Below are 17,271 nucleotides of genomic sequence, written 5' to 3'. Positions count from 1 at the left end.
AGTCTTTAGTCCTTAGTCAGTAGTGAAATGGTCAATAGTCAATAGTCATTAGTCAATGGTGAATAGTCAATGGCGAATAGTCAATAGTGAATAGCAAGGACTAAACAACCAACAACCCAAACACCTAACCAACTCTACATTAATTCTTTTTCGATTAAATATTGATTTCTTTCGGGTGCATTGCGCAACAATAATTCAGCAATAAAACCCGCTAAAAACATTTGCGACCCTACCACGATCGCAACCAATGCTAAGTAAAACAAGGGTTGTGCCGTTACATCGCGATATGCCAGATGATTCCAAATTAAATATTGCTTTTCAATTAAAAGATAAATAGACATTAAGATACCAATGAAAAAACTCAAAACACCGAGTGAACCAAAAAAGTGCATTGGGCGTTTGCCAAATTTCCCGATAAAGAAAATGGATAGTAAATCTAAAAAGCCATTAATAAATCGGCTGAAACCAAATTTTGTGGTTCCGTATTTACGTGCACGGTGCTCTACTACTTGCTCGGCTATTTTGCTGAAACCTGCTCCTTTTGCTATTACGGGGATATACCGATGCATTTCACCGTAAACCTCGATGGTTTTAACCACATCGCTTCGGTACGCTTTTAAACCGCAATTGAAATCGTTTAACTCAATTCCGCTCATTTTGCGGGTTGCTGCGTTAAACAGTTTGGTTGGGATGGTTTTGGTGATTGGATCGTAGCGTTTTTTCTTCCAACCAGAGATTAAATCCAATTTTTCTTCTTTAATTCTGCGGAATAATTCAGGTATTTCATCCGGACTATCTTGCAAATCAGCATCCATGGTAATGATTACATCCCCTTGGGTTGCCTCAAAGCCCACATTTAAAGCGGCCGATTTTCCGTAATTTCTTCTAAACTTGATACCTTTAATTGCCTGATTTTGCAAACGAAGCGTTTCTATAACCTCCCATGATTTATCGGTGCTTCCATCATCAACCAAAACAATTTCGTAACTGAACTTATTCTGCTCCATCACTTTAGCTATCCATTCGGTTAATTCGGGTAACGATTCGTCTTCGTTGTATAAAGGTACTACTACTGATATATCCATTTTTAAGTATTATCGTCATTGCCCGAAGGAACATCCTAGTAATCTCTTATGAAAGATTGCCACACTCCTAACCAGCCCCAGGCTTCGTTCGCAATGACGCATTATGTAAAACGTGCAAATTTCATCAAATAAATTGATAAAACCTGCACGTTCGAAAATTTTGATCGATTTATCTTCTATCCTTCCTCATTTGGAAATGAGTTAAAGGATACTGGCGGATTTTTCTTTAAAATAGCCGATAAAATTAAGGAAATAATACCCCATTTAGCTACACTAACTCCTAAAGTGGTAATAATATTTTTAAAACTAATTTCTAGCTTCTCTTGCATATTTCCTGCTTTGGCTAGCGCTTCTTCTACTTTTTCTTCCGATAAGCCAAAACTAGCCATCATTTTGCGTTGCATCGCTTCAATGGCATCAGCCGCTTTTTGTGGTAGATCAGGATCGATAACTTTCATTAAAACAATGTTATACAACACGGCCGAAAGCGATAAAATTAATGCTATAATTAAAAAGAATTTAAAAGCTTCTCCAAATGTCCAAAATCCACCAATTTCCTTTCGGGTATTAAGGCCCACAACCACCAATAAAGCAATGTACAATACAGTGGTTAAAATTCCTATCCACCACGAAGTAAAAACGAGTACGGGGTCAATAAAATGCAGTACAAGTGAGATTACAATGGATAATCCGGCTATAATGGCTCCATTTTTCAGTGCTTCTTGCGTAATTAAAATTCTTTTGTCTTCCTTTTCCATTTTGTTTAGTTATTAATAGTTGTTATTAATGTATAAGATGCAACATCAAAGGCTTTGTTACTACTAAACTTGGTTAATTCCTGTGTGGTGGTTGCGCTGCCCTCTACATCCAAGAAAAACACCATAAATGGAACAAACAGTTCTTGCAATTCTTCGCTAATATTCAATTTAGCAGCCGATTTACAAATATCTTCTACGCTGCTTTCAGCCAACTGCTGATTGCTAATCATTTCTTCATAAATTTCAAACTCATCTTGAAATTCATCATCCTCTACCAACAAAAATTCTTTTAAGAAATCGCCTAATTCAGGCTCTAAATCTTCGTCTTTACATTCTTTAATGTACAACAATAGGTTTAGTAATTCGGTACCACGCTCGATGGTTTCTTCTTCAATATTCGCCCATTCTTCACTTTCCAGGTAATCATCTTCCAATTTTTGAACATCGGCACTGAAGAAATTCACCATCAACAAATCGAAAAATACTTCGCGGAGTTCTTCAAATTTTGGATGTGAATCAAATACGGCGTCAAATGCTTCCGCTTTATCTAAAAAGTTTAAATCAAGCTCAAATGCAGCTATTAACTCGGTTTCAAAACTTCCGATGGTCGTACCCGACACCTCTGCATAGGTATTGATTGATGCGCCTAGCGCTTTTTTTACTCTATTATCCATGTTTGTTCAATTGGGTGGAAAAACCTATTTCTTTTTTATAGCAACGCGCTGAATTAAGCTTCAAACACTTGCTGGTTGTTAACGGTTAACATTACTTTTCCAATTAATTCAGTCCCCATCAAGGGATTATTTGCTGCTTTTGAAAAATTACTTGCAGCGTTATATTGCCATTTTTCGGTTACATTTAACACGGTAAAATTAGCTTTTGCGCCTTCTGCTACCACGGGTATTTCTAAAGCTAGCAATTTACGTGGGTTTATAGCTAATTTCTCGACCAATAAACTCAAATCCAAGCCAGTTTTAAGCAATAAAGGCAACAACGTTTGCAAACCAATGATTCCGTAATGAGCAATTTCAAACTCCACATTTTTAAATTCAATCTCTTCTGGGCGATGTTGGGCTGTAATGGCATCGATGGTCCCATCTTTTAAACCCGCAATTAGTGCTTTTAGATCAGCTTTGCCACGTAAAGGTGGTTTTACTTTATAATTGCTATCAAAATCGGCTAAAAGTTCTTCGGTAAACACCAAATGATGTACGGCTACATCGCAAGTTATCTGCACTCCTTCTTTCTTTGCTTTACGAATGAGGGCAACCGAGCCAGCCGTTGATACTGTGCTGATGTGCACTTTAGTTTCATTATAGGTTGCCAAAAAGATGTCGCGTGCAATTTGCATTTCTTCGGCCAATGCTGGAACACCTTTCATCCCCAAAAGCACACTGTTTTTACTTTCGTTAATCATTGATTTTCCTGCGATTGATTTATTCTCAGGATACACCATTAAAAGGGCATCAAATCCTTTTGCGTATTGCAAAGCACGGCTCATAAAACCATCGTCTTGCAATCCTCTATCACCATCTGAAAAAGCGACAGCTCCTGCTTGTTTCATATCATACAGCTCGGCTAATTCTTTGGCTTCGCGGTTTTGGCTAATGGCTCCAATCGGAAAAACATCTACCAAATTACCTTTTGCTTTGTTTAGAATGTACTCCACCTGCGATTTTGATTGCACCACAGGACTTGTTTGCGGCAATAAAGCCAATCCGGTAAATCCGCCAGCACGTGCAGCCGCGGTAACTGTTTCTATATCTTCTTTCGTTTCAAATCCTGGGTCGCCTGCAGCACAATTCAAATCGAAAAGCCCTGGCAGCAAAAAGGCGCCTTTAGCATCAAAAACCTGTTCATTGCTTTCGGCAGTTAACTTTCCAATAGATTTAATCGTGCCATTTGCTATCCTAACATCGCTTTGCTGATTATTAAACGTACTTTGTGGATCGACAATGATTACATTTTTAACGAGGAGATTCATGTTGTACTTTTAGGTTTGTTAAAAAATTTGATGAGCAACATTTCAATTGCTATAAAAACCAAGGACAAAATTAGGCAAAGTTTCCATACTATTTGCCCTATTTTGGTAGAACCCGTAATTAATTTAAGGGCGTCTTTATCGCTATCGAATACTTTTAAATTACTTTTTGACGATACATTATCGAGCTCCGTGCTGCTTAAATAATGCATATCCGATTCAGAACGATTGGCATTAAAAGCATAAACGGCTAATAATGAGTCTGCAAGTTTTAACTGGTAAAAACCTGTTTGCTTCATCTGATCGGCGGTATACACCAATGTTTTTCGTTCCGCTTGTCTAATTTCAGGAATGATTTCAAATTGATCCGACACAATTTTCAGGGTCTGATTTTTTCCCAAATTTATTTTTTTACTTTCCAAGGCCGTTTCTGTACCTAAATACGCATACAAACTAGATTCTTTCCCTCCATTTACAGCAATGCGATACAGCAAGGGGACAAAAATAGCATGCCGCGCGAAATCACCATCCGCAGCATTCAAGCCACTTGCCGACAAATAAATTTGACCATCCCCTATGCCGTATTTTGCAAAATACAAGCCTCGACCGGGCAATTGCATAATATCTTCTTTGTTTGCAGAATTTTGTTCGTTAAATACAAAATAGCGATTCACGGATGGTAAATCGATGTTCTTCGGGACCGCTTCAAATACCGTTTTAAAAAGTGGGTTTTCTAAATCTATCTTTTCTACTTTGCTTGGTGTGGTTACCACTTTCTGAATGCTTGGCAGCGACAAACTGGTTAAAAAACTAGAATACTGTGTAATATCGGCTTCCGTGTTTGGAAACACGACTACCGTTCCACCGGCTTGTGCATAGCTCTTCAATTGCTGCGCTAAACCTGTTGAAACTTCTTTTATTCCGTTTAGCACAATTAATCCGTAATTAGAAAAGGTACTGTATTGAACGTTTCTTTCTGAATTCTCAGTTAACTTAAAATAAGCATCGGCACCAAAAAGTGCTGCAATATACTTGGTGTTTTCCGAACCGTTGATGCTCAGTACCGGTAAATTAAGTTCTACATTGAAACTAAAATAAAGAGAATCGTCAAACGTGATTGGAAAATCTTTAATGGTTAACAGACCTTTTTGCCAACCCGATTTTAACCCAGAAAAGCTTAATGTATCCTGCATGGTTTTTCCTGCCGGGATGTTAAACGAACTCAAAGCTTTCTGTTGGCTATTAATCGTTAGTTTTAAAGGAATATTTTTGGCTTCTTCTTCTGAAAAGTTTTTCACTTGAACAACTAGTTTTTCAGTTGCCCCGGGTTGATGGTTGGGCGTAAGCATCCAAACACTATCAATGGCAATATTAGGTAAAGGAGAAGCATTTAGTTTCAAGAAAGCATACTGAATATCATCTTTGGTATCTAAAGGCGCTTTAACCGCTACATTTCGCTGAAAATCTGAAATCAGGTAACTGTATTTATTCAAAGAACCCGTTAACACATTTCCTTGCCTAGTTACGATTTGTTGCAAATTGCGGTTTACCCCCGAAATTTTCACATCGTCCAATGCTTTTAAAAATTCATCTAAATTGAGTAAGCGTTGGTGTTTCCCTTCAAAATTGTTGGTTAACAATTGAAAGCGATCGTTAAAACCGTAGCCTTTTACTATATCTTTTGCACGTCGCTTCGCTTCATCCAACAGGCTACCGTCTTTGTTTACGGCATTCATGCTGTAGGAATTATCGATATAAATACTCACGATATTGCCTAACGCTTCATTTTTTTGTTGGTTTTCTGGAATATACGGTTGTGCAAATGCCAACACCATAAACACAATAGCCAATATACGGGCCAGTAGAATGAGCAAATTCTTGAGCTTTTCTTGTGACGCTTTCTGAATCTCAACTTCCTTCAGCAACTGAACGTTTGAAAACTGAACCTTTTTAAATTTACGAAAATTAAATAAGTGTATAGCGATGGGGATAACCACCGATATGAGTGCAAAAAGAAAGCCCGGGTAGAGGAAATTCATTAAAAATCAAAGATAGTAAAAATTTGAAATCAAGATAAATAAAAATTCGAGCAGATAAAATTACGGCCATCAATAGCTAGTGCAAAGGCCTTTCAAAGCAAGAGCTTGATTTTTATTGCTCTACACTTAAAAAACTATTGCAGCATTTTTTTCAGCGCGGGTTTATCCGCCGGAACATAATCCGCAGGCACTTTACCTCCTTTATCTTTTGCTCCTTTATCTGCCCCTGCCGCTAGTAGCACATTCATGATTGCTTCGTTTCCGGTATAGGCCGCCAAATGCAGCGGTTCAAATTGCGTGTATGGAATGGATTTGATACTACATCCTTTTTGAATTAACCAATCTACAAAAGGTTTTCTTTGTTGACCAATAGCCAAATACAGAATCGATAATCCTCTATCTGCCATGAGAAAGTTAACATCAAAATGCTCTTTTTCTATCAAAGCTTTAAAACCTTCTAAGTTGTTGTTTTGCATCAAGTTTATCAACATCAGCATCGTTTTATGATTGGCATACACGTTTTTCGCATGCAGCAGCAGCTCTTCTATTTGAACATTGTTTTTCTGATGCGCCAGTTCGGCTAATGATAAACTTCCCTTTTGTTTATCGTAAAAAACTTGATTTTGCACCACAGCACCGCGGGTAATTAATTGATAAGTTGCTTCTACATGGCTGTTGTAAACCGCCAAATAAAGAGGTGTGGTCCCAATCGAGCTCTTTTGTTCAATATCGGCACCATTGTTTAACAGAAAGTCTATTGAAAGCGCTTTGTTCTGCCTAGCGGCATAATGCAAGGGCGAAAATTTAACATCCTCATCTGCGATATTTACAGCGTAACCACTGTTTAAAAATTTTCGCAATTGGGTGGTATCGTTTTCAGCGGCAGCGCGATACATTTGTTGACTAACTTTATCCTGTTCATACCAAATAGGGAAATCCAGGTAATTGTTCCATCGCCTATTTGTGGGGCGTTGTTTTCCTTTGGATAATTCAAATACCCGATTCTCTACATACCCTTTTATTTCTGAGAGAGAAATCTGCTTGTTTTTATCGAGATCAGCTTTACCCGATTTGATACCTTCTAAAAATGAATACGTAAATAATCCGTTGCCAATTGCTCCGTCCTCAAAGGCAAATTCAGCTCCGCCAGATGCCGAAATAATGGTCAATCCATCGCCTTTGTTTAAGTTTAAAAATACATTCTGTAAAACCTCGGCACTTACCGAGCCTTGCTGCACATTTACGACCCCTCCACCGCGTTGGTTTTGGGTAACATGGGTTTCAGCCTTTCCCGTTGATAAGGTTAAAGGCTCTTCTACCAATCCCGAATGACACGCGTCAATCATCAATAATTTTTTCCGGCCGGGTGAGGCATATAGCGCAGACTCTAGCTTCTGAATAGGAATTCCTTTTGTAGCGGCATTTGAAAAATCCATCGCATAGGATGCTAGATAATAATTCATTTGATTATCTAACAAACCGTGACCGGCATAAAACACCATCACAATATCTTCTGGCTTTGCGGCCGACATAAAATTCTCGACCTCTGCTACTGCTCCTATATTGACTTGTTCATTGCTTAAATTTAATACATGAACGGCTTTGAACGTTTGTGCGCTCTTCAGAAAATCGACCACGTTTTCTACATCCTTTTTGGCAAAACGAAGATTATAACTTGCATCTTGATAGGTAGACACTCCCAAACCAACCAACCAAAGCGATGAAATCGGAGCTGGGCTTAATCCTATCGTTAAGAAATCATGCTGCGACTCGTTCCCCTTTTCATCCCAAAAAGCAAGTTCTATACGGTTGGTTGCTTCGGTAAGAGCTACGGGTATTGAAAGTGTTTTAACTCCTTGGCAACTTTTTCTTTCCTTATACACGGCCACCCCATTTAGCCAAAGTTGGTAACTTGTAACCGGGAATTTTGCTTTGATGGGTGCTCCCACAATAGTAATGTTTGCTTGGGCAGATTGAATTGGAAATGTGGCCTTATTTACAATAGACGCTTTGAAATCACTAAATGCCGTTTGATTGGTTTGGGTTAAACGGCGTGCCGTTGCTTTTTCCAATTGATTCAGCAACTCGGGTTTGGCAAGACCAATCGATTTTAAAAGTAAGTCGGGACGATTATACCGCCGATCGAAATATTCGAGCGGAACCATCCCCTCATTTTCACGCAACAAGATTAAATTGCTGTAGTTTCCGCCACTTGAATAGTAAAAGTCGGGCGAAATAAAAACATACGAAGCCTGCTCGGTTTTCTGCTTGGGAACTTGTATGTAAAGCGATGCACGCAATTTACCAGTTTTGCCGTCCCAAATTTGGGTGCAATTATTTCGATCGGTTGATACCAAGATTTGTGTAGCAGGATCTAAAACCAGCTCTTCCACACCTACTTGTGTACCCAATTGCTGTTTTATCTTGGTTTCAAATTCATAGCTATAAATCACGTCGTTGTCGATGAAAAACACATGCTTCTCGTCGCTGGTGATAACCGGATTGGTCATCGAAAAAGGAAGAACCGCTGTTTGGTTCGTATCAAAATTTACCACATTGGTTTCTGAATAATTCTGACCTTTCGTAATTATTTTATTTGATTTCGGAAAGAAAACACCTTTCATTCCATTAATTGACATGGATTTATCCGTGGAAACCTGATAGATAACATTTCCGGTAAGAAGATCGAGCACCAAAGATTCGTGACTTCCCCCGTAATTATCTTGCGTTTCTACATAAACCCGATTTAATGTTGGGTGCAAACTCAGGTGTCCTACAATTTGCTTTTTAGCTGGATCAATTTTCTTTAAAGGTGTAACGGCAATTTCCTTTAAGAGTTTTTGGTGCACTAAATCCCAAACCAAAATACCTGCTTCTAAATTTCGTGGGCTCACCATAAATTTTTCATCCTGGGTAAAGGCTACCTTTTTAAAACCGATAGAACTGCCATAATTCAGTTTATTATCACTCTGTGAAACAAAGGTCTTTTGCGGAATTGATATGCCGTATTTGAAGGCGTTGCTAGCACTATCCAAAAATTTCACATATAGACCGTTGCTTGCGGCCACAAGTTTAGTTTTTGGCAACCGGATTAATTGTTCATTGCTCGTGAATTCGGCATCAGAAAAATCTTGGCGTGTAATACTGGCCTGGGTAAAATCGACCTGAAGAAAGGCATTTTGAAAAGGGACAGAAATATAAGCGATCCCTGGCTGAAAGAATTGCCAATTTTCAAGTTTCGTTAAAGAATTATCTCTTTTTAGCACTTCCTTCTTGCTACTGCAATCGATGAGGCTAACCATACTATCGTCGCCAATGAGCAAATAATCCTTGGCCTTACAATATTCCATTTTATTCACCAAGTACGCCTCGGGAGCGTTTGACAGCGTAACCTTTCCATTCTTTCCAAAAACGGTTAAATTCCTTGACTCTGCATACAAATAAGCATTTTCATTCGCATCAACCGTGAACGAGTGTTTACGTTTCAATGTCGTGTTGCCCGTTAAAGCAATTGGAAAATTACGAATCTGTGCATAATCTCGCTTATTTAACTGCACCAAAGCATTGTTTGATAACACCCAAATGAATGAATTGGAAACCTGCATAGCTGCTGTCGATTGACCATCACTCGGCACCCAAACAATTTCTTGTTTATTAGAAATTAAATCACATACGAACAGCCCTTTTTTTGATTTCAAAACAAAGAGTTGATTGTCTATAAATTTGATGTCGTTAATTTGGTCATCCAGCGGAACAATAGGGCCTACGAATGTTAATTTCCCAGACTGTAAGTCGAAACCGAGTGCTTGAATAGCTACAGGCGAAAAATATTGATTGCGTTGCGTTGCACAAACCAAGACCATGTTTTTGTCTTCTACTTTTTCAAAAAACAAATCATCTAACTGATACAGTTTTAGCGAGTCTAAAATCGGTTTTAGTGCTATTTCTTTAAACAAATTCCCATCTGCTACTTTTCGCATAACGATTTTAGCCCCTTCCAAGGCTGAAAAATACGTTCCGGTGGTGTCGATAGCCAAGTGTTCGCATTTGACCGAATCAGGCAGCAAAATCCGTTTGTACGTTAAACGCATGGATAAATCATATAGCTGCAATGTTTTATCATCGCCAAGCGAAATCAATTTACTACCGTTCTTATCTACATCAAAATCGACGACATTATACCCCGAGTGAAAAGTCTGAAGAACCAGCTCGCGATTACTTTTTTGAGCAAGAGCAGTACTAATAAAAGCAAAAAACAGGACGAAGCTGGAGATAATCTTTTGCATGGGATGATTTTTGGTAAAGGAATATAAAAATAAAAAAACAGATGGATTTGACCTCCCACCTGTTTAATTTTTTTATACTGTTTTAACTTATCTCCACTATTTAAGCAAATTCTTATAAGAGGCTTTATGTTTGAAACCCCAATTATCGCGCTAGCTAAAAACTAAAACCCGGAAACTCGATGTTCACGATTTTCCAAGCGTCGTTTACCAACATGAAATACAGTTTGAAGGGTCCACTGATAATTTTTGATTCTTTGCCCAGCACTGCACGAAAACCGGCAACCCCTTCTACGTAACCTATTCCTTTGCCATCTTCCAACAATTCGTACTGCACATCGATAATATCATAGCGTCCGCCCACATATTCATCCGACACGCCAAATATCCCTTTTAAACGGCCAATCACTACGCTTTTTTCTAGCACTTTCCTGCCGGGAAGCATAAAGAAATCGTTCAGTTCTTCCGTTATCGCTTTCGATTGCTTAAACCACGAATTGATAAAACGAATACTGCTATTAACGATACTGGCTTGGTGATTAAAGGTTGTTTGTTCTTGCATTGATTAAGATTTCGGTTATGGTATAGTCGCTACAAAATGTGCCGTGCCAAAAACTCCGCGAAGTTAAGTATTCTTTAATCTTTCCAAGCTATTCAAACAATATAAATTCTACTGAATTGGAAGGTTCGTCTATTTCAACGCCAAAGGCGAAAAGAATCATCGCAAGCTGACGGCATACAAATATGGCTATTCATCAATCCAAAAACCAGAGCATAGCTAGCAAAACCAGCATAACAGCATGCTTGATTGTTTTAACAAAAATCTTAAAAAAAATTAATTGAATTTCTGCAGCATTGCTCCTAATTTGGCATCCATTTCATACACATCCGGGCGGTACTCAATGACCCCATTTTCACTCCAAGCCGTCACATACGTAATAATTAATGGCACGTTAGTTTTAGGAGAAAACCAAGCCGGTTTCAGTTTAAAAACTGTGTTCGTATCCGCTTTCTTTTCCAATCTTTTTTTATACCATTTCATGTGTAACGTATCAATTGGAGGAAGGTCAACTTCCGCTCTTAATTTATCGTAAGCATAGGAATCTTTTACCAATAATTGTGCAAACTCTAAAGGCTTTTCGATGCGAATACATCCGTGACTGATGGATCTATTTTTTAAATTAAAACCGTTCTTATAGTTGGTATCATGCAGGTAAATACTCGAACCATTATCGAAGATGAATTTGAACTTTCCTAAGGCATTTCCAGCACCAGAACCTTGCTTAAATTTGAATGGTAATTTCTCTCTCGAATACTGATTCCAGTTGATGGTATCAGGCTCTGAAATCAATTTCCCATCGCGATAAACATTGATATTATTGTTCGCCAAATAATACGGATCTTTTCTAGCCATCCAATAAATTTCGCTCTGTGCAATGCTTACCGGAATATTCCAAACCGGATTAACTTGAATAGAATTTATGACACTATAAAGTAACGGAGTTTCGTGATTTTTTGGCTTGTCATCTAAGTTATGTGAGGTTAAAAATTTGGCTATTTTTTGTTCATATTCCTTTTCTCTTTTGCCGCCCACACATACTTTCATGGCAATGATTGTATCTTGTTTATCGAACCAAACTAATTTAAAATCGGGGATGTTTACTTGCACATAATTATCGGCCTGTAGTGGCAATTTCCAACGCGCTCTTTCCATGTTTACCAATAAGGTTTGTTTTTCATATTGACCAGTCGCATGTACATAAGCAGCCTGCAAATCTTTGTATTGTTTCGACTGTGGTTGTGCAGCTTTTAAGGTATCTGCAATATTCGCAGTATTTAAAACGCCTAGCATTCCAACACTGTCAGGTCGCTTCACTTTGATGTAATATCTGGAGAAAATATGTTGTGGATTTAAAACCCCAAACTTTAGATAATTGGTATAGGTTAAATAGGCATTGGCCGATAAAAGTTCTAATTTGGCAATCACTGGATAACATTCATCAACTTTCTTAAACTTGTTGGCATCTAACCTTTCCAGCAATTCTTTTATTTCTTTGGTTTTAAAAATGGCTGGATTAAGTCCATGATTCGGGCTATGCTCTAAATATGTCACTAAGGAATCTAAACCTCCAGTTACATAAAACTGTGTAACCAAAACAGGATCAGAGGCTTTTTGACTATAAAATGCTTTAATTGTTTTTGGATTTGTAAACTTTTTAGTCAAACTATCACGTGTTTTCACAAAAACACTGTCATAAGCGAGGCTATCAAACTTCGTATACATCTTATTTTTAAAATGTTCTGCTAGTACTTTTCCAATCTCAGGAGGGCTATTAAACCAGCTACAGGCAGTAAACGATAAGATAAAGGGGACAATTAAAAAATGTTTTCTTTTCAAGACGTATAATTTATTATGCAAAAATAAGATTCCTAAGATCCTATTTAAAACTAAAAGGCAAAATAAATGCCATAATTTTCGTTTTTTAATTATGTATGTATATATTTGCTTCGCTAATCAGCTAACGTATTGATTTGAGCACAAATAATTTATATGAACTTTAATTTGAAACATATCTCACATTTACACCATCGCCAATAGGCGATGTATATATTTGTGTTTTGTACTTCAAAACTAGTTTCGAAAATTATTTCTTGTTCACTCTTTATTCAATACTTTGAAAACACTTAAAATAGCTATCCAGAAGTCTGGTAGATTAAACGAAAAATCTGTAGAAATACTTAAAAACTGTGGTTTATCTTTTGAAAACTACAAGAGTTCATTAATATCCTCTGTAAGCAATTTCCCTTTAGAAATTCTCTTTCTCCGTGATGATGATATCCCTGAATACGTACAAGACGGGATTGCCGATTTAGGCATTGTTGGCGAAAACGTAATCTGCGAAACCAATGCGAATGTGAATTATTTACAGAAGTTAGGCTTTGGTAAATGTACCCTAAAAATTGCCGTTCAGAACAATAGCGACATTCAAACCCTGGAAGGTTTAAACGGAAAAGCAATTGCTACTTCGTATCCCGTAATCCTCGAAAATTTCTTACAATCGAAAGGTATTCAAGCCGACATTCGCACCATTTCTGGATCTGTTGAAATTGGTCCAGGTTTAGGTTTAAGTGATGCCATTTGTGATATCGTTTCTACAGGCGGAACCTTAAAAAGTAATGGTCTAAAACCCTTTGCCGATGTGATGTCATCTGAAGCTGTGTTGATCGGAAATCAATCTATTGTAGACGATCCATCAGTAGCCGAACTGTTGCAAAGAATCCGCTCGGTACTGCGTGCAAAATCAAACAAATATGTGGTACTAAATGTGTCAAAAGACAATCTCAAAAAAGTAGTCGATTTGCTTCCGGGAGTGAAGAGCCCAACCGTTGTTCCATTGTTTGAAGAGAACTGGGTTGCCGTACATTCTGTAATTGCTGAAGAAGATTTTTGGGAAAAAATCAACAGCTTAAAAGCAGCAGGCGCAGAAGGTATTTTAGTGATGCCGATTGAGAAAATCATTCAATAAATCATCAAAACAGATATTAACTATTAGTTAATTATAAAACATAAAACATTGAAAATCTATAATTATAAAGATTTATCTCAATTAAAAATTGAAGAACTTTGTTCCAGACAGATTGAAGATGATAAATTGGTGAATGAGCGCGTTTCTAACATCATTCAAACGGTAAAAGAAAAAGGCGATGCTGCACTTTTCGACTTTGCAAAAAACTTTGATAAGGTTTCTTTAGAGAAACTTTATTTGGATGCAGCGGAATTAAAGGAGCTCGCGAAAAGCATTCCTGCAGAGGCAAAAGAAGCCATCAACATCGCCTACCAAAACATCAAAAAGTTTCACCAATCGCAGGTTAAAACAGAAGATAAAATTGAAACCATGTCAGGTGTTATCTGCTGGCGCGAAGTACGGGCAATTGAAAAAGTTGGTCTTTACATACCAGGCGGCTCAGCTGTTTTACCGAGTACGTTTTTAATGTTGGCTACTCCTGCCCTGCTGGCTGGCTGCAAAGAAATAGTAGTATGTTCGCCACCACAAGCCGACGGAAAAACCAATTGTTATTTGGCCTATTGCGCAATATTATTGGGCATTGAAAAACTATACCTTGTGGGAGGTGCTCAAGCCGTAGCGGCCATGGCATACGGAACGGAAAGCGTACCGAAAGTGTACAAAATATTCGGACCGGGCAACCGCTATGTAACCACCGCGAAAACGAAAGTTCAAAATACGGTGGCTATCGATATGCCCGCAGGCCCTTCTGAAGTACTGGTTATTGCAGACGAAACTGCGAATCCAGCGTTTGTAGCAGCTGATTTATTGGCGCAAGCCGAACACGGATCCGATAGTCAAGCTATACTCGTATCCAACTCAGAAGCAATTATTAAGGATACCTTAACTCAAATAACACTTCAACTAGCCGATTTACCAAGAAAAGAAATTGCAGCCAAAGCAATCGACAATTCGTATGTCATTTTGACTAGCGATTTAAACACCGCGATGGATTTCTCGAATGAATACGCTCCTGAACATTTAATACTCGCTACCAACGCTTTTGAAAGCTTAATTCCAAGCATTGTAAACGCAGGCTCGGTATTCTTAGGAAACTTAACACCTGAAAGCGCTGGCGACTATGCTTCAGGAACCAATCATACACTGCCAACCAGTGGTTTTGCCAAAGCGTATTCAGGCGTATCAATGGATGCATTTGTCAAGAAAATAACCTTTCAACATGTATCCGAAACAGGCATCCAAAACATTGGGCCAACCGTAGAAATTTTGGCGCAAGCAGAAGGCTTGCAAGCACACAAAAATGCAATTAGTATTAGATTTGGTGGTTAGTTGGTTGATTGGTTTGTTGGTTGCCTAAACAACTTAAAAAACTAAAAAAACAACCACCTAAATACCCGAAAAACTAAAAAAACAAAAATGGACATTAACGATTTAGTACGAGAAAATATAAAAAATTTAAAGCCATACTCGACCGCTCGAGATGAATTTAAAGGACAGGCTTCGGTATTTTTAGACGCCAATGAAAACAGTTATGGCTCTCCCCTACCCGCCGATTACAACCGCTATCCGGATCCACTTCAGTTGGATTTAAAAGATGCCATCAGCAAAATAAAAGGTGTGCCAATTGAGAATACTTTTTTAGGAAATGGAAGCGATGAAGCGATCGATTTATTGTACCGTGCTTTCTGTAATCCGGGAAAAGATAACGTGATAATTTTGCCGCCAACATACGGCATGTACGAGGTGTCGGCAAACATCAACGATGTCGAAGTTCGCAAGGTAGATTTACTTCCAAATTTTCAATTAGACCTTGAAAAAATTGCAGAAACGATTGATAAAAACACGAAGATAATTTTCATTTGTTCGCCCAATAATCCGACTGGAAATTCGATCAACAGAACCGATATTGAAACCATTCTTGCCAACTTTAAAGGTATCGTAGTTATTGACGAAGCGTACATCAATTATGCGCGTCAGAAAACCTTTATTCAAGAGTTAACCGAGTACGGAAACTTGGTCGTTTTGCAAACCTTTTCAAAAGCCTGGGGACTGGCAGCATTGCGTTTAGGAATGGCCTTTTCATCGACCAAAATTATTGATGTACTCAACCGAATTAAACCTCCGTATAACATCAACCAAGCCACGCAGGATTTAGCTTTCGAAGCGCTAAAAAATATTGCACAAGTAAACGAATGGATTAAAGAATCGGTGGCCGAACGCGAACGTCTTTCTACCGAATTAAACGCGTTAGAAATTGTACAAAAAGTTTACCCATCGGATGCAAATTTTATCTTAGTAGAAGTTAACGATGCAACCAAAACCTACAACATATTGGTAGACGAAGGAATCATTGTGCGCGACCGTTCGAAAGTAACTTTATGCGAAGGATGTTTACGCATTACCATCGGAACGAAACAAGAAAACGACCAACTTTTAACCATCCTCAAAAGAAACTAACATGAAAAAAGTATTATTCATCGACCGCGATGGAACGTTAAATATTGAACCGGCAGATGAACAAGTAGACAGCTTTGCCAAGCTTGTTTTTTATCCACGTTCTTTATATTACTTATCAAAGATTGCACAAGAATTAGACTATGAATTGGTGATGGTAACGAATCAGGATGGCTTAGGAACTCCTTCCAATCCGGAGGAAAATTTTTGGCCTATCCACAACTTCATGCTGGATACATTTGCGAATGAAGGCGTTCATTTTAGCGATGTGGTCATTGACCGCACCTTTGCAAAAGACAATGCCCCTACCCGCAAACCAGGAACCGCTTTGTTGACTAAATACTTTGGAGAAGAATACGACCTACAAAACTCATACGTTATTGGCGATCGCTTAAACGATGTGGTGTTGGCTAAAAACTTAGGCGCAAAGGCTATTTTCTTGCGTCAAAACGATGCGTTGGGTTCAAGCGAAGCTTTGGATAAACGGGAAACCCTACTAGATATCATTGCACTTGAAACCACCAAATGGGAAGATATCTATGCGCTCTTACGGGCAGGAAGTCGCAAAGTAAGCCAAATTCGTAAAACGAATGAAACCGATATCACGATTGAATTAGATTTAGATGGAACGGGAAAAGCGAAAATTGAAACTGGTTTAAACTTTTTCGACCACATGCTGGACCAAATTGCCCGTCACGGAAGTATGGACTTAACCGTCCTAACAAAAGGCGATTTACACATTGATGAACACCACACCATCGAAGATACGGGCATTGCCTTGGGTGAGGCTTTTGCAAAAGCATTGGGCAATAAATTAGGAATTGAACGTTATGGTTTTTGTTTACCGATGGACGATTGCCTGTCGCAAGTTGCCATCGATTTTGGAGGCCGCAATTGGATTGTTTGGGATGCTACCTTTAAACGCGAAAAAGTGGGCGACATGCCAACGGAAATGTTCTACCATTTCTTTAAGTCGTTTAGCGATGCCGCCAAGTGCAATTTGAATATTAAAGCCGAAGGCGATAACGAACATCATAAAATTGAAGCTATTTTTAAGGCTTTTGCAAAAGCAATTAAAATGGCCGTAAAACGCGACCCTGAAAAAATGGTGTTACCGAGCACCAAAGGAATGCTTTAAATGATA

At 38.4% G+C, this 17,271-nt stretch carries 12 protein-coding genes; 4 read left to right on the top strand and 8 right to left on the bottom strand.

Going from position 1 to position 17,271, the window contains the following annotated elements; all coding sequences use genetic code 11:
* Positions 1–134: 134 nt before the first annotated feature.
* The 8 genes from ACJVDK_RS00945 to ACJVDK_RS00910 all read right to left on the bottom strand — a co-directional run bounded on the left by ACJVDK_RS00945 (position 135) and on the right by ACJVDK_RS00910 (position 12,544).
* Positions 135–1,085 carry a glycosyltransferase family 2 protein gene (locus ACJVDK_RS00945; RefSeq protein ID WP_443938449.1) on the bottom strand — a complete coding sequence of 317 codons (951 nt, stop codon included), beginning with the start codon at positions 1,083–1,085 and terminating at the stop codon, positions 135–137.
* Positions 1,086–1,261: 176 nt separating this feature from the next.
* Positions 1,262–1,843, bottom strand: coding sequence for a DUF4199 domain-containing protein (locus ACJVDK_RS00940; RefSeq protein WP_443938448.1), 582 nt, complete (start codon positions 1,841–1,843; stop codon positions 1,262–1,264).
* 5 nt (positions 1,844–1,848) lie between these two features.
* Complete coding sequence (locus ACJVDK_RS00935; protein WP_443938447.1) at positions 1,849–2,517, bottom strand: hypothetical protein; 669 nt, start codon at positions 2,515–2,517, stop codon at positions 1,849–1,851.
* 53 nt (positions 2,518–2,570) lie between these two features.
* Positions 2,571–3,827, bottom strand: a complete 1,257-nt coding sequence (locus ACJVDK_RS00930; RefSeq protein ID WP_443938446.1) for a dihydroorotase — start codon at positions 3,825–3,827, stop codon at positions 2,571–2,573.
* Entirely contained in the window at positions 3,824–5,863 is a 2,040-nt protein-coding gene (locus ACJVDK_RS00925; protein ID WP_443938445.1) for a BatA domain-containing protein, read from the bottom strand. The genes ACJVDK_RS00930 and ACJVDK_RS00925 overlap by 4 nt, the downstream gene beginning before the upstream one ends.
* Before the next feature lie 134 nt (positions 5,864–5,997).
* Entirely contained in the window at positions 5,998–10,149 is a 4,152-nt protein-coding gene (locus tag ACJVDK_RS00920; RefSeq protein ID WP_443938444.1) for an ankyrin repeat domain-containing protein, read from the bottom strand.
* 154 nt (positions 10,150–10,303) lie between these two features.
* Entirely contained in the window at positions 10,304–10,708 is a 405-nt protein-coding gene (locus tag ACJVDK_RS00915; RefSeq protein ID WP_443938443.1) for a hypothetical protein, read from the bottom strand.
* A 273-nt stretch (positions 10,709–10,981) separates the two neighbouring features.
* Entirely contained in the window at positions 10,982–12,544 is a 1,563-nt protein-coding gene (locus ACJVDK_RS00910) for a L,D-transpeptidase family protein (RefSeq protein ID WP_443938442.1), read from the bottom strand.
* A gap of 277 nt (positions 12,545–12,821) precedes the next feature.
* Here ACJVDK_RS00910 and hisG point away from each other — a divergent pair, with 277 nt between their 5' ends.
* The 4 genes from hisG to hisB all read left to right on the top strand — a co-directional run bounded on the left by hisG (position 12,822) and on the right by hisB (position 17,265).
* A complete protein-coding gene (gene hisG / locus ACJVDK_RS00905) occupies positions 12,822–13,673 on the top strand; it encodes an ATP phosphoribosyltransferase (RefSeq protein ID WP_443938441.1) in 852 nt (283 codons plus the stop codon).
* A gap of 48 nt (positions 13,674–13,721) precedes the next feature.
* Positions 13,722–15,002, top strand: a complete 1,281-nt coding sequence (gene hisD / locus ACJVDK_RS00900; RefSeq protein ID WP_443938440.1) for a histidinol dehydrogenase — start codon at positions 13,722–13,724, stop codon at positions 15,000–15,002.
* 87 nt (positions 15,003–15,089) lie between these two features.
* The gene (hisC, locus tag ACJVDK_RS00895) at positions 15,090–16,130 is read left to right on the top strand and encodes a histidinol-phosphate transaminase (RefSeq protein ID WP_443938439.1); all 1,041 of its coding nucleotides are present in this window, start codon (positions 15,090–15,092) and stop codon (positions 16,128–16,130) included.
* Position 16,131: 1 nt separating this feature from the next.
* Positions 16,132–17,265 carry a bifunctional histidinol-phosphatase/imidazoleglycerol-phosphate dehydratase HisB gene (gene hisB / locus ACJVDK_RS00890; RefSeq protein ID WP_443938438.1) on the top strand — a complete coding sequence of 378 codons (1,134 nt, stop codon included), beginning with the start codon at positions 16,132–16,134 and terminating at the stop codon, positions 17,263–17,265.
* The last annotated feature ends 6 nt before the right edge of the window (positions 17,266–17,271 follow it).

Source organism: Pedobacter paludisoli (assembly GCF_052344095.1).
GTDB lineage: Bacteria > Bacteroidota > Bacteroidia > Sphingobacteriales > Sphingobacteriaceae > Pedobacter.
The sequence above is the reverse complement of the archived record's forward strand: the minus strand, read 5'-3'. Positions and strand labels throughout refer to the sequence as shown.

Excerpts from the sequence above, each read along its gene's own strand:
- ACJVDK_RS00930 (WP_443938446.1), bottom strand. The coding sequence starts at position 3,827 with ATGAATCTCCTCGTTAAAAATGTAATCATTGTCGATCCACAAAGTACG.
- ACJVDK_RS00935 (WP_443938447.1), bottom strand. The coding sequence starts at position 2,517 with ATGGATAATAGAGTAAAAAAAGCGCTAGGCGCATCAATCAATACCTAT.
- hisC (WP_443938439.1), top strand. The coding sequence starts at position 15,090 with ATGGACATTAACGATTTAGTACGAGAAAATATAAAAAATTTAAAGCCA.
- ACJVDK_RS00925 (WP_443938445.1), bottom strand. The coding sequence starts at position 5,863 with ATGAATTTCCTCTACCCGGGCTTTCTTTTTGCACTCATATCGGTGGTT.
- ACJVDK_RS00915 (WP_443938443.1), bottom strand. The coding sequence starts at position 10,708 with ATGCAAGAACAAACAACCTTTAATCACCAAGCCAGTATCGTTAATAGC.
- ACJVDK_RS00945 (WP_443938449.1), bottom strand. The coding sequence starts at position 1,085 with ATGGATATATCAGTAGTAGTACCTTTATACAACGAAGACGAATCGTTA.
- ACJVDK_RS00920 (WP_443938444.1), bottom strand. The coding sequence starts at position 10,149 with ATGCAAAAGATTATCTCCAGCTTCGTCCTGTTTTTTGCTTTTATTAGT.
- hisB (WP_443938438.1), top strand. The coding sequence starts at position 16,132 with ATGAAAAAAGTATTATTCATCGACCGCGATGGAACGTTAAATATTGAA.
- ACJVDK_RS00940 (WP_443938448.1), bottom strand. The coding sequence starts at position 1,843 with ATGGAAAAGGAAGACAAAAGAATTTTAATTACGCAAGAAGCACTGAAA.